Annotated in this window: 7 protein-coding genes and 1 pseudogene; 2 read left to right on the top strand and 6 right to left on the bottom strand. The window is 68.0% G+C overall.

The window, feature by feature from the left end:
- Positions 1 to 67: 67 nt before the first annotated feature.
- From eccCa to FOH10_RS04340, 4 genes are all read right to left on the bottom strand, one after another.
- On the bottom strand, positions 68 to 4,012 hold the full coding sequence (gene eccCa / locus FOH10_RS04355; protein WP_244961603.1) for a type VII secretion protein EccCa: 3,945 nt from the start codon (positions 4,010 to 4,012) through the stop codon (positions 68 to 70).
- A gap of 59 nt (positions 4,013 to 4,071) precedes the next feature.
- The gene (gene eccB, locus FOH10_RS04350) at positions 4,072 to 5,631 is read right to left on the bottom strand and encodes a type VII secretion protein EccB (RefSeq protein ID WP_143979713.1); all 1,560 of its coding nucleotides are present in this window, start codon (positions 5,629 to 5,631) and stop codon (positions 4,072 to 4,074) included.
- Positions 5,632 to 5,637: 6 nt separating this feature from the next.
- A complete protein-coding gene (eccA, locus tag FOH10_RS04345; protein ID WP_039818534.1) occupies positions 5,638 to 7,398 on the bottom strand; it encodes a type VII secretion AAA-ATPase EccA in 1,761 nt (586 codons plus the stop codon).
- Between the two features lie 130 nt (positions 7,399 to 7,528).
- Positions 7,529 to 8,632, bottom strand: a complete 1,104-nt coding sequence (locus FOH10_RS04340; protein WP_143979712.1) for a hypothetical protein — start codon at positions 8,630 to 8,632, stop codon at positions 7,529 to 7,531.
- Positions 8,633 to 8,751: 119 nt separating this feature from the next.
- On the opposite strand from FOH10_RS04340, the gene FOH10_RS04335 reads away from it, so the two are divergent.
- Both FOH10_RS04335 and FOH10_RS04330 read left to right on the top strand, forming a co-directional pair.
- A complete protein-coding gene (locus tag FOH10_RS04335; protein WP_425326151.1) occupies positions 8,752 to 9,714 on the top strand; it encodes a C40 family peptidase in 963 nt (320 codons plus the stop codon).
- 23 nt (positions 9,715 to 9,737) lie between these two features.
- The gene (locus FOH10_RS04330; protein ID WP_143979710.1) at positions 9,738 to 11,885 is read left to right on the top strand and encodes a WXG100-like domain-containing protein; all 2,148 of its coding nucleotides are present in this window, start codon (positions 9,738 to 9,740) and stop codon (positions 11,883 to 11,885) included.
- 119 nt (positions 11,886 to 12,004) lie between these two features.
- Here the strand turns inward: FOH10_RS04330 and FOH10_RS35175 are convergent.
- Together FOH10_RS35175 and FOH10_RS04325 are read right to left on the bottom strand one after the other, a co-directional pair.
- Positions 12,005 to 12,158 (bottom strand): annotated as a pseudogene (locus FOH10_RS35175) (short-chain dehydrogenase); the annotation flags it as partial.
- A gap of 34 nt (positions 12,159 to 12,192) precedes the next feature.
- Positions 12,193 to 14,379, bottom strand: a complete 2,187-nt coding sequence (locus FOH10_RS04325; RefSeq protein ID WP_143979709.1) for a hypothetical protein — start codon at positions 14,377 to 14,379, stop codon at positions 12,193 to 12,195.
- Positions 14,380 to 14,387: the final 8 nt, after the last annotated feature.

Raw genomic sequence — 14,387 nt, 5'->3', positions numbered from 1 at the left:
ACGTTAAGGCATCCCCAACAGTGGGGATAGTTCCGCGAATCGCCAGCGAAATCGGTTCTCATCACTGCTATTCCGGTTCCCAGGCCGCCTGCACGAGGTCTTTGCGCGCATGTAAAGGCTCGACGAAGATCCCGCGGCCGGGCGGCTGTTTCGTGGGCTTCACGTCGCCGATCAGAATGCCGTCGAGCTTGGAGCCGTCCATGATCAGACCGGAGGAGTTCAGGTTCTTCATCTGACCGAGAATGTTGTCGTAGAGCGCGGTGTCGGCCTGGGCGATATTGCGGGCGGCGATGACGTGCAGACCGGTGTCCCGGCCGTCGACGATGATGTCCTTGATCGGGTCGAGGGGATTCATCGCGCCGCGCTGCGCCACCATGTGGTAGTCGTCGATGACCAGGAAGATCTCGGGCCCGCTCCACCAGGACCGCTCCTTGAGCTGCTGCGAGGTGACGCCGTCCGGGGCGCGGCGGCTGCGCATCTTGGCGGCGAACGCCGGCAGCCCGTCGGCGAGATCGCGTTCGGTGGTCAGGTACCCGATCCGCTGCTCGTCGCTGATCGCGTCCATGTGCCGACGCCGATAGTCGACCAGCAGCACCCGGGCCTGGTCCGGGGTGAACTGCCGCCGGATCGATTCCAGGAACGCCGCGATCACCGTCGACTTCCCGCTGCCCGAGGAGCCGAGCACGATCATGTGCGTGGACACCCCGAAATCGACGGCGGCGACACTCAGATCGGATTCCCGTACCCCGAACGGCAACACCAGTCGCTGGGCGAGAGTCTGCGGGGCCGGGCGATTCGCGTGAATCTCGTCCCAGCCGATCCGGGACGGCAGCAGCTTCACCGCGGGAGCCTTCCGGCCGGCGTAGACCTGGGACAGATGCTCGATCGCGGCCGCGAGTCCCTCGGCCGCGGTGTCGGCCTCGCTCACCCCGTCGATCCGGGGCAGCGCGGTCAGCATGTGCAGGGCGTCGACGGAGATGCAGCGCCCCGGCCGATTCGGCGGAATCGCGGCGACCAGGCTCCGGTGGGAGTTGAAGACCGTGTCCGTGAGATCGCCGAGCCGCAGTTCCACCCGGGTCTGCAGCATATCCTTCATGGCGGGCCGGATCGCGGCCCAGCGCGAACTGCTGATCACCAGGTGGATACCGTAGTTCAGGCCCTGCAGCGCAATGGCTTCCAGCGTCGGCATGTACTCGTCGTAATACGGACCGGTGATCGTGAAGCCGATATCCCAGCCGTCGACGACCAGGAAGACATCGCCGTGCTGATCGCGGGCGGTCAACTCGGCCGCGGTCTCCGGCGCGGCCAGCCGCCGCCGGAATTCCCGCATGCTGTCGATCCCGAATTCGGCGAACAACGCCTGCCGACTCGCCAGCAGATTGTTCACCAGCGCGATGGTGCGCCGGATCCGATCCGCGTCCCGGGGCAGCGCCACCGAACCCACGTGCGGGAGATTGCGCAGTGCCGCCAGACCACCGGAGAAGTCCAGGCAGTAGAACTGCACCTGTTCCGGGGTGTGGGTGAGGGCGGCGGACAGGATGAGGGTCTGCAACGCGGTGGACTTGCCCGACTGCGGGCCGCCGACGATGGCCGCGTGCCCACCGGCTCCGGACAGATCCATCGACCACACGTCTTGGCGCTGCTGGCGCGGCTTGTCCACGACCGCGAGCGGTATCCGCAGTCCGCCCGGTTCGACGGCGGGGACCAGCCGATCCAGCGTGGGCGCCACGTTCAACGGCGGCAACCACATCTTGTGCGCGGGCCGGCCGTGCCCGGCCAGCTGTTGCAGCACCGTCTCCATCACGGTGACCGCTTCGCCCTCGGGCTCCGGCTCCGGCGTCGTCGGCTGCTCCGGTTCGGGTGCCGGTGGCCGGATATCGGCGACCGCGGCCGCCGTGAACAGCTGCGGCGGCCGATAGCCGCCGCCCGGCCGGCGGGCCCGATTCGAGGCCGCCGAACCGGCCGCGGCCGGGGTCGGCGCGGTCCACGACTCGCCGACGTACGCGGCCTGGAATCGCTGCAGCTCACCGGCACCGACACGCAGGTACCCGGAACCGGGTTTCTTCGGTAGGTGGTAGGCGTCCGCGGTGCCGATCGCATCGCGCGAGTCGCTGGTCTGGTTGGTGCGCAACGCAACCCGGTACGACAGATGCGCCTCCAGTTCACCCATCCGATTGGAGGGCACCTTCTGCGAGGACAGCAGCAGGTGGATGCGCAGCGAGCGGCCCAACCGTCCGATCGCCACGAACAGTTTGGCGAAATCCGGGTACTGCTCCAGCAATTCGGCGAACTCGTCGAGAATGATGAACAGGGTGGGCAGTGGCGCCAGGTCGGCGCCCTGTTCCCGGGCCTTCTCGTAGTCGGCCACATTGGCGAAATTGCCCGCGTCGCGCAGAATCCGCTGCCGGCGCGCCATTTCGCCGTTGATCACGTCCTCCATACGGGTGACCAGGTCGGATTCTTCCTCCATATTGGTGACCACGGCCGTCACGTGGGAGAGGCGGTCGAAGCCCAGGAAGGTCGCACCACCCTTGAAGTCGACCAGCAGCAGGTTGAGGGCGTCCGGCGAATGGGTGGCGACAGCCGACAGCACCAGGGTGCGGAGGAACTCGGATTTGCCGGATCCGGTTGCGCCGATGCACATTCCGTGCGGGCCCATACCCTCCTCGGCGGATTCCTTGATATCGAGGAACACCGTCGCACCCGCCGGATCGTGGCCGAACGGGATGTTCAACCGGGCGCGGTCGCTGTCCCGCCGCGGCGGCCACTGCCGGTCGATGCGGATCGCCCCGGGATCGGCGATGCCGACCATCTCCTGCCATGAGGTGCCGCCGCTGGCCTGCTCGGCGGCCACGGCCTCCACCACCGACGACAGCCGGTACGGGGAAACGCTGCGGGCCAACGCGGTCATGGCGGACACCGATATCCGGTCGGCGATGGCGACCTGCCGGGTGGACCGCGAGGTCACCTCCCGGATGGTCCGGTCGGCGTCGACGGTGAACCGCAGCGAGCGCGGCAGCGGTTGTTCCGTCGCACCGATCCGGATCCAGGTGCAGCCGTCGATACCGGAGATATCGCGTTCGTTCGCCGAGCCGCCGACATCGACGATCAGCACGAGATGCTTCTTGTCCACCGCGGGTTCGGCGGTGGTGGAGAACGGACCGCGGTTGAACTGGGCCAGCACCTTGGTCCTGATCTCACCGACGGTGCGGTAGACCATCCGGCCGGAGCCGATACCGTCGGTGGCGTCGCGATGTTGACTGTGCGGCAACCATTTCAGCCAACCCCACTCCGGTGCGTCCGGATCCCGCAGGGCGGCGGCCACCGCCACCTGGTCCGGGCCGTGCAGGACGGCGATCTCGGCGATCATCGACCGCACCAGCGCGGCGACCGCGTCCGGATCACCGTCGAAGATCACCTGGGGGGTGGACAGCAGATTCATCGCCACCGGCATCCCCCCGACGGTGGAGTAGGCCTTGGCGAAGCGGGTGATCTCGACGACGCCCACCGGATCGAGGTCGGAGGTGGGCGCCGCCTCCGGCACGATGACCCGTACCTGATTGGCGATCCGCCCCAACCCGATTCGCACGCGCAGGAACTGCGGGTGCGGTGCCTGGATCTCCCACATCCGCTTGCCGCCGACGAGCTTGCCTATCTCGTCCGGCCCCGGGTGCGAATACCGCAGGAAGCGGTGCAGTTCGGCTTCGGCGTCGTGCACGGTCTTGCGATGGTCGGTGATACTGCGCAGATAGTCCTTGCGGTCCTCGTTCACCTCGGCCGCGGAGCCCTTGTTGCCGCCGCCCAGCCCGCCGCTCATCATGCCGACCATCGACACCATCATCATCATGGGGAAGAACAGCATCATCGGTGACATGGCCCGCCCGCTGCGGAACATCATCACCATCATGCCGACCATCGCGGCCACCATGACGACGGGCAGGATCATCTTCAGTTTGGACGGCGGTACCGGCCGGGGCAGTTCGGTCGGCGGCTGTAGCTTCAGCTCGGCCACCGCCGGAGCCTTCGGCCCCGTCACCATTCGGGCCGGTCGTACGAACCGTCGCGTCGTGGTCATCGTCCGTCCCCGCCGAAGCCGACACCGGTGTCGTTGGATGGAATGCCGTCGTGCTGGATCCGCGCGTCCACCTGGGACAGCGTGGGCCCCACCGCGAACAGCGAGACGATCGACCACGGTGCGGGCACCGGGGTGCCGAGGTTCAGTGATCGCAGTGTCGGATCCGCCGACGGCGATCGACCGGCCTCGACGGCGATGCCGTAGCGGACTCCGCTGTCGGAGATCCACCACAACGATTCCCGCAGACCGGATCCGGGATCATCACCGGTCACCTGAATGAATCGCCCGCTGGTGCGCGGCAGGTAGGCGGCATCGGCGGTGGTGCCCGCCGAACCGGCCGCGGTCACCAGCCCGACCGGCAGCCGCTGTTCATCGGGGGCGAGCGGCAACTGCCGGCCCACCAGAAGATCGATCATGGCACTCGGTTCCGTGTCGAGACGCTCCCAGGACAAACAGGTCACCGCGTGCGTCGAGGTGTCCACCAGGCGGACGGGACGGCGGGGGTAGTGCTCGGTTCCCGGCCAGTCCCCGGGCCGTAGGTTCGCGGCGATCACGCTCGGGCTCACCGTCTGCGACGAAATGGCGCCGCGCACATCGAAATTGCGGACCATCGCCGCGAGCACCGGGCTCACCCGGACCGCGCCCGACGACGAGACCAGGTAGTACTCCGCGCCCCGGTCCGGCTGCGAGACCGTCAGCACCGACCCGACCGGCACCGTCAGGCCGGTCGAAAAGGTCATGCTGGTGCCGAAATCGGGAATCTCGGGCACCCGGAGAGCCGGAACCTCGGGTATCGCTTCGATCAGTCCGTCGGACGCGGGCATGACCGGTGCAGTGGCGTCGAGCCCGAGGGCCAGGGTCACCGCGGAGTCGGCGAGGTCGATCATGGCACGCACCGCGCCGTTCGCACCGTCGCGGTACACCAGCCAGATCGTGCGCCCGTTGCGCATCAGCCGCGCCTCGTCCGCCTCCAGTTCGCGGGCGCCGTCGCCGTCCACGGTGAGTGGGCCGCCGATCGCGGTGGTGTGCACCGGCGCCGTCGTCGCCGTCGGCACGCCGGTGTCCGGGTCCACCGGGGCGGCGGCCCCGCCCCGGGCGCGGTCGCATACCGCCCAGTACGAGTCGCGATCCGAACTGCCCACCATGCGGCCCGGTGCGCCGGGAATGCCGACCCACGGCCCGCGCGGGTACTTCGCCAGTTCGCCCGCGTCGACCCGCACCGGATCGACCGCCTGCCCGGTGATCAGCCGCGCCGAGGTCAGATTGAGCGCCGGATACATCCGGCCGCCCATGTTCACATACAGCGCCCCGGAGTCCTTGTCGGCCACGATCGGCGAGTCGCCCACCTTCTTCGCGGGCGAGAAGAACGCCAGCACGGCCGCTCCGGCGACACCGACACAGGCCAGCGCGAGGCCGATCATCAGGGCGGTCGACCGGCCGCGCTGAGGATCGTCCAGCATCGAGGCGTCGCGGCGCACCAGCGCGTGCTCGATCCGGCGGAGCAGAAAGCGCCATCCGGACACCTGGTGTTTGGACACCACCCGGAAGCGGGCCACGGTGTGCTACCTCTGCGCGGTGGGTGTCAAACCCGCCAGGGCCGCCGTGATGTCGAAGGCGTCGACGGTCATCAACTCTTGGTCGGTCATCGCCGAGATGTCCACATTGTCGCGGGTGAAACGGTAGTCCCGCTCGGCCTCGGCGGCTTCGACCACATTGCGCACGAAGCGGCCGTTGCCGGCCAGATCGATCATCCGCCGCCCCCCGGCGTCGCGGCGGGACATCTCCGCGCACCGTTCCCGCAGAATCTCCCGGGCGTCCTCGGAGATCAGCGAATCCTTCTTCTTGGCAATGTGATCCGCGATCTGCACCAGTTCGTCCGGGTCGTAGCTGGGGAAGCGGATCCGCTTGGTGAACCGCGAGGACAAGCCCTCGTTCGAGGCCAGGAACCGGTCGATCTCGTCCTCGTAGCCGGCGATGATCACCACCAGCTTGTCGCGGTCGTTCTCCATCCGGGCGAGCAGCGTGTCGACGGCTTCCTTGCCGAACGCGTCGCCGCCCGACAGTCCCTCCTGGATCAGCGTGTACGCCTCGTCGATGAACAGCACCCCACCCAGCGCCGAGTCGATCAGCGCATTGGTCTTGGGCGCGGTGTGGCCGAGATGGGTGCCGACCATATCGTTGCGGGACACCTCCACCACGTCGGCCTTCTCCACCACCCCGAGTCCGGCGAAGATCTTGGCCACCACCCGCGCGATGGTGGTCTTGCCGGTGCCGGGCGGGCCGGAGAAGATCAGGTGCTGGGATTTGGAGTCGACGGCCAGGCCGCGCTTGGCCCGGACCTGATCCATCTGCACACCGGATTTCAATCGGTCGACCTGCTCTTTGACCGATTCCATCCCGATCTGCGCCCGCAACAGCTCCGATGCCTCGGCCAGCAGCGACGCCCGCTCCTCCCGGGCCGCCGCGGCCGCGACCTCGACCGGATCGTCACCGGACTTCGGATCCCATTCGTCGGTGCGGGAAGCGATCACGGCCGGTGTGGTCTGCGGCAGCCGATAGGACTTGTCCTCGACCGCGCGCTGCCACTCCGGGCGCGCGGACCAGAGTCCGGAGCCCTGCAACCCCTTCAGCACCTTGTCACCGGCCTCGTGCTCGCCGGTGTGCCGCAACAGCATTCCGTACAGGAAGTGCGCGTCCGCCCAGATATACGACTGGTTGCCCGACGAGCTGTCCTCCACCAGCCGCCGCGCCCGCGGCAGTGCCTCGCCGAACCGGCCCAGGTGCGCCATGGCCTGGGCGGCCATCAGTTCGGCGGCGATATCGAGCAGGCCGTCGTCGAGCACCGGCCGCCGGGTCCGCATCTCGAGCACATCGGTCCAGCGTTCCGTGCGGAAGTACAGTGACATTCGGACGAATTCGGCGACCTCGTCACCCGGTACCTCGTCCAGGATCGCGGCGGCCTCCCGCCACTCCCCCGCCTCGGCGTAGGCGGCGGCCTGCGCGATGGCGATCTGGTCCCGGTCGGCCATGGCCACCCGCAGCCCGTACATCCCGATCTCGACCTGGCACCACAGGGCCCGATCGACCAGGCCGGCCCGCTGCTGGTCTCGGTACAGATTGTGTACCGACCGATAGGCACCGTAGATCACCTCGGGAGTGACCTCACCCGCCATCGCGCGCCCCAGCCAGGCATCACACATGTCCGGGTCCAGATCTGTCGCCGCCCTGAATGCGGCCGCCGCGTGCTCCTCATTGCGCATACCGCCGGCGATCAGACCCAAAGCCTGCACACCGGTGTAGAACGCGTCCTCCGGACCCGACACTCGCCCCGTCCCTTCCGCCGATCTCGTTCCCCCGCACCATAAGTCACCCCGTCGAACGTCTCACCGGACTCATTCCCACCGGTGGGAACAGGTCCGGACGTGCGGCGATGGCCGCGCGGACCCGCTACGCCTAGATCTCGGTGAGGCCGTCGTCGGACAAATCGTCGGCCGACGGTGCGTCGTCCGCCTCGTCCTCGGCGTCCGCTGCCGGTCGCGCCGCCGCCGGTTGCAGCGCGGAGCGGACACCTCGGCCCACTGCGCCGACCAACGGACCGAGGGGCCCGAGCGGGTCGGCCGCCGGTTGCCCGACGGCTTCGCCCGTAGCCGACGAATCGGGCTGTGGTGACTCCGGTTCGCCCTCGGCCTTGCTGCCGTCCGGATTCGGCTGCTCCGCCTCGGCGGCGCGCGGATCGGTCTGGGCGGGCGAATCATTCGGTGCGGGTGCGCTTTCCGGCGCCGGCGCGCCGCTCGCGTCCGCACCGTCCTCCGGTTCGCCGTTGAGGTTCTCCAGCAGTTCAGGCACCATGTTGAGCAGCGGCATGGCCATCATGGGAAGCATGGCCAGCATCGGGAGCATCGAGGCGATCCCGCCGCCGTCACCGCCACCGGATCCGGCTCCACCGCCGCCGCTGCCGGGTTTGCCGTCGCCGTCATCCTCGGAACCGGCCATATCCTTGTTCAGCTCCGCGACAGCGGTCAGCTTGTTCTGCACGGCGGCGACGGCCTCCGCGAGATGGCGCAACAGTTCCATCTCCTGGGCAGGCTTCAGTTCGGCCTTGCCGACGGCCTCGAGTTTGCCATTGAGGTCGCCGACGATGTCCTTGAAGGCGCGTAGCGTCTGATCCTCTTCGCTGGAAACGTATTTCGCGATTTCGACGACATTGCGGTCCGCCCGCAGCAACGCACCCTGGCGGGCCTCGACCTTGGTCAGGGTCTCCTTGTAGTCATCGGTGGACTCGCTCTTGCCGAGATTCTCGTAGACGACGGGGCGGATCAGGTCGTCGACGAGGGGCGGCGGACTGGTCGTGCCGATGCCGAGCAGGTTCACACAGCCCTGAATGGCGGCCTCGGCCAACGCGATGTATGCCAGCAGACCGGTCGACGCGCCGGGTGGCCGGACGAGCTCGACGGTCCAGAAATTCTTGTCCTCTTTTTTGTCGGTCTCCTCGGCCAACAGCGCGAACAGCCGTTCCTCGAGATCCGCTACCTGCTCGTCGGTCAGCTCAGCCGCCATGCCGTCGCCACCACCTCTCTGCCCCGTCCGCCCATTGTCGTTTATCCCCTACCGTGGGAAGGGCCGACAATGAGCCGGGGGCGATCCGAGAGGTGGGCGGGCGGTGAATCGATCGAATGGTGGCGGATTTGACTGCTGATGTAGACGAGACATTGCGTGTGCTGGCCGGCCTGTACGGCGAAGGACGGCCCGCGACCGGTCATTCGACGGTCATGATGCGCGATATCGCCGCCGGTATGCGCGCGCAGAGCGCGTCCGGCCTGGCCGGATACACCGAAGCCCTCGGCGCGCACACCGTTGTCGCCGACAGCCAGTCCCGCCGAGACGGCACCGTGCACACCTCCGTGGCCCGATCCGGCGACGGCACCGTGGTCGGCAGACAGCAACTCGCACACCAGCTCACCGAATTCCGGACCCGCGTGCAGGCTCTCGTCTCGGTGGGTGACGCTCGGTTCAGCGGACCCGCGCTGCTCGACACCGCGCAGCGGAGCATCGCGCAGGCGACCAGGCAGGTCACCGCCGACCTGGACGCCGCCCGCCGCTTGGCCGCGCAGATCATGCCACCGACGGTCGCGCCGCCCCGCCCGCGCACCGTGCCCGCCGAACGCCGAGTACGGCGGCGTCGGCGGATCCGCCCGGTAGCCGCGGCGCTCGGCGCCCATGCCGCGCCACCACGCGGTCCGCGCCAGCAATCGGATGGCACACCGGGGGGCGCGGCGGTATCCGCGGCCAGTGGCTGGCTCGGCACGCCGTATGTCTGGGGTGGTGGCGGCGCGAACGGCCCGAGCGGCGGCGGCTTCGACTGCTCGGGGTTGACGCAGTACGCGGTAGCACAGGCAACCGGCGGCGACGTGGTGCTGCCCCGCACCACCTACGAGCAGATCTACAGCGGCATCCGCATACACCCCAGTGATGCCCAGCCGGGTGACCTGGTGTTCCCCGGGAATTCGTTCAGCACTCGCGGACCCGAGCACGTGCAGCTCGCGGCGGGCGGCGGCAAGGTGATCGAGGCGCCGTATGCCGGGGCGCGCGTCCGCTGGTCCGATATGGACCGCAACTCCGTCGTCGTACGGGTGCTGTAACCGGGCCGTATGAGGCTGCACCCGTGGCGATTCAGATTCCGAGCGAAGTCGCGCTCTTCCTGAACTTCCTGGGGTATCCCTATCCGGATATCAACGAAGACCACGTACGGGAACTCGCCGACCAGGTACGCACCTTCGCCGAGAAGGTCCGGAACACGCACACCGCGGCGACCGGCACGATCAACGATATGGGGTCGGTGTACTCCGGCTATTCCTACGAGCAGCTCGTCACCACCTGGGCGCGCATGAGCGCGACGAATATGGCCGACCTCGATCAGGCGTGCACCGTCGTCGCCACCGCGCTGGACGCCGCCGCGGTGGTGATCGTTACGGTCAAGATCGCCGTCCTGACCGAACTCGCGGCGCTCGCGGTCGCGTACGCCACGGCCATGTCGGCGGCGGTGGCCACCTCCGGGCTGTCCGCCACCATGGGTCCGGCCATCGCCGCGGCGGCCCGGCGGCTGCTCGTCGCCATGGAACAGACCTTGCTGAGCTACCTCCTCGCCGAGGTGATCGGCCGCGCGGTCGAACCGCTCGAGGAAACCGTCGCCCGGGTGGTCAACGGGTTCGCCTACGAGTCCGCGCGCCGCGCCCTCGGTGTGCCGTCGGAGGCCGGGCCGACACAGACGCTCCGTATCGATCCCGACGAGGTGCTGCGATACGCGAAGGTGCTGGACGACCACGCGGCCGACATCACCCGGCACGCACAGGATTTCGCGAACAATGTCGCCGGTCTGGACTTCACCACGCCGGACGGCGGGCTGGACGACCGAGCCGGAACCCCCCGGACCTGGACGTCACCCGACCCCGGAGCGAACGCGGGTATGCCGGATCCGAATCCGGCCGGGGACCCGCGGTATTCCGGTAGCCCGGCCGTCACCGCGTCCCCGGCCGCCGTGGCGGCACCGGCAGCGTGGCAAGCGGCGAGCGGGTCCGGAGAACCGTCCGGCACATCGCCATTGGAATCTGCCGCCTCACCGGCGTCCGAGTCCCGGATGCAACCTCCGCCGCCATCCACACCGGACGGCACGAGCCGAACCGAGCAGACGACCGACGGCGCACGGCAACAGCCCGCTACTCCGGACCGGAGCGGCACCGGCACACCAGGACAACCGGCCGCGGCCGACAGCGGCGGCACCCCCGGACGCCTGTCGGATCAGCCGTCCGGCGACACTTCGGCACCGACCCGAGCGATACCCGGCTCATCCGATCCCGTCGGTCAGCGCCCCGACGCCGAGCCACGGTCGGACCGCCAGCACGATATCCGTAGCGCGGATTCGACTGCGGCTGGCGCGGCATCCGATTCGGCCGTCCCTCGAAGCGTCGGTTCTCTCTCCGACACAACCACATTCACTTCTCCATCGGCGTCGGCGACAGCATCGACGGCGGCGTCCGCATCGGGCGACGGCCAGCGGACCGGTAGCGGCACCGGCAATCTCGCGCCGTCCGCCGGAGCGAGCCCAGGACGTCCCCCCAAGACAACACCGTGGACACGCACCGCGAAACCCGTCGGACCGAGCACGACACCGCCGGAGCCGGACCTGGTGAGCGCGGCCCGATCCGCACAGCCGCAGCCCGAGCGCGCACCCATCACGACGCCCTGGTCGAGAACCCGGCCCGCCACCGATGTCCCCTCTCGGGTCGCCGTGCCCGCAAACACCCGACCGGCACCGAAAGTCGCGCTCCCGGGCGACGCTACCGATCCCCCGCGGACCGATCCGCCCCCGGCGACGCCGAGCGTCGTCGCCGCGCGGCCTGTCGCGGCCGCCCCCGACCACGAGGCGCCAGCGATACCGAACCGCGAAGCCGAGGCCGCCGGACCGGCCGCCCACGACCGACCGGCCGACTCAACCGGATCGGCCGACTCAACCGGACCAGGCGCCTCAACCGCCCTGCCCGAAATCGACACCGCCGGACCGGCCATACCTCGGGAAACTGCCGGGCCTGGTCGACCCGACGGACATACAGGACCCGACGGACATGCCGAGCCTGGCGATTCTGCCGAACCTACCGAACCTCGCGAATCCGTCGAACCCACCGAGCCTCGCGGGGCTGCCGGACCCAGCGGACCTGCCGGACTTCCCGGCCCCGGCGGATCCGGAGTCGTCGGCAGTCCGCGCAGACCCGGCGGCGTCACCGCACCCGACATCGGCCCACCACAATCCGTCTGACCGGCGCGTCACTGGAAGCGGATCGACGCCCCGGTCGCCGTCGCCCACACCGTGCGGACTGGGGTTCGGCCCGCCACAGAGCGCACTCGGATGCGATGCACGCACGGGGCGTACAGCGCGTCGGCGCCCGCCTCACCATGGACGATCGGGTCGTGGTCGCGCGCAGCGCCCTCGACGAGACCGAGGGGAGCGTGGAATCTCCTCGGCGAAGCGGATCTTCGTGCAGTGCGGCCGCTCGTCGGTGATCCGGCCGGTGTCCACGGTGGTCATGAGAGTGCGACGACGGGCCGTGCTCAGACTCCGGCTACTACCGTAACGTCGGAGCCTCCACGGCGGGCGGTTCCGGGGCGGTCCGGTCCGAGGCGGTGACCGGCGGCGGGTCGGCCGTGGCGGCATCGTCGGTGGGGTCGGGAGTCGGTGTGGTCTGGTCGATTCCGGTCGGATGGAAGTAGCCGACGAAGTCGCCGTACGGCCCGTTGCCGTCATCGGGGGGATTGTTCGGATCCAGCGGAACGAGCTGCCCGCTCACAATGACCTTCAGGCCCTCGTCGGTCACCACCACCAGCGCCGTCCGGTTCTCCCACTGCACCACATCGCCGGTCTGAATGCCGGGGCGGGGTTCGTCATCGGTTCCTCCGGGTGTGGGACCCACGGGTACCCACGAATTGCCCGCGGACGCCTCCGCGACCGTCCCCTCGTAGGCGCCCCGCCCGTCACTGCCGTTCGGGTTGTGCAGCTCCTTGTTCACCGCCTCGGCGACCACCGCCGGCAGTTTCTGCGATGTACCGTCCGGGAGCTTGACGTCCACCATCCCGCCACGCGGGGTGAGTGTCTGCGGCGGAGGGCCGACACCCTCGGGCGGGGTCACCGCGTCGGGCATCTCACTGCCCGGAATCGGCACCGGATTCTGGTCGGGGGCATACGGATTCCCACCGGGGTCGGTGTTCCGGGGATCCTCGTCAGGCGCGGAATCGGGTTCCTTCCGTGCGAACGGGCTGTTATTGCCGGACAAACCAGACATAAGCGCGGCCGCCGGCAGAAAGTCCATACCGCCCATGCCGGTGTTGGCGTTCTGCGCGGGGGCCTGGGTGGCAACCGGGTTCGGGGAGGGAGTATCGCCGGTACCGGCGTCGGAGTCACGGGCACCGCCGCCCGAATCGCCCGAGTCGGCACCATCGGCTCCGCGCGAAGCCTCCAGATCGCTGATTATCTGTTCCAGCTTCTCGGCGGTGAGGCCGCTACCGCCCCCGGTCTCGCCGTTCGCACCGGTCTCCCCGTTCTGGCCACCGATCAGATCACCGAACAGGTCCTCGCTGTTGTTCAGACCGTTGCCGGCGAAGGGATTGGGGTTCGGGTTGGGGTTCGGGTTGGGATTGGGGTTCGGGTTGGGATTGGGGTTCGGGTTGGGATTGGGGTCTGGGTCTGGGTCGGGGTCGGGGTCGGGATTGGGGTCCTCATCGACTCGAGCGGCAGCATCCTGGAACTCCTCGATCGCGTTGTCATATTCCGTTTCCCACGCCTCGGAGGCATCGATGATCTTCTGCACGTAGTAGTACTGCTCCCGGTCGGGATGGAGCTCGTACTGCCGAACCCCCGACTCGTTCTCGTCGAGCTCGTACAAGACGCTGGTGTGATACTGTTTCTCGGCTCTATCGAAGGATTCGACGACAATATTGCCGTCCTCATCGACTTCGACCTTCGACCCCTCCAGTTCCTCCATATGGACCAGGAGATCCAGCGAGAGATCTTCTTTCAAGTCATCCTTGATCTTTCGCAGAGCCGCCAGTATTTCTTCCTTTTTGGGCGAGAGGTCGTCGACGTCGATCTTGACCGTATCGTTCTTGTCGTCGAACAAGGATTGCCGCGAATCCATTCGCTCGGCGAATGTCTCGTGTTCGTCAGTGGTCGTCGATTGGTCCTCGATGCCCATGACCTGCTTCCACCCGTTCGTCGTCCCGATGTCCGCCAGGACGTTCGTGAACTCCGGGGCCGATTCCGGATCGCCCACGCCGATGGAGTCGAAGCCCTCTTGCATGGTTTTCTGGGTATCCTCGATCAACAGCTTCAGATCCGGGCTGGCACCGCGCGGAACGGGCAGGTTCACCACCTCGATGCGATCCCCTTCCGGAGTCAGGACCGTCCGTTCGCCGAAATCACCCCAAAGATCCAGATCAGCTAGCGTCTCGCTTTTTTCGATATCATTCTCAGTGTCCGGACTGTCTTCGTCGATTCGATATTCTTTGTCTTCCAGATCGTCCGCATCGACCGAGTCATCGGCCGAGTACGCGGTACCGTCCCCGGATACGCGGTAGTCGACAGCATCCGAATTGGGCCACACTTCGATAGGAACGTGCTGTCCGTCCACCACCTCATAAAGGGTCAGCTCTCCGTCGGGATCATCCTGAGCGTAGTAGAACCCGTCATCGGGTCGGGTATCGTTATCGGTACGGTTGCCGTCATTGTCGTAAACTACATAATTGGTATCGCCCGACATGATCTCTC

This window comes from Nocardia otitidiscaviarum (assembly GCF_007362295.1).
GTDB lineage: Bacteria > Actinomycetota > Actinomycetes > Mycobacteriales > Mycobacteriaceae > Nocardia > Nocardia otitidiscaviarum.
Note: the sequence above shows the minus strand (reverse complement) of the source record. Positions and strands in the feature narration are given on the sequence as shown.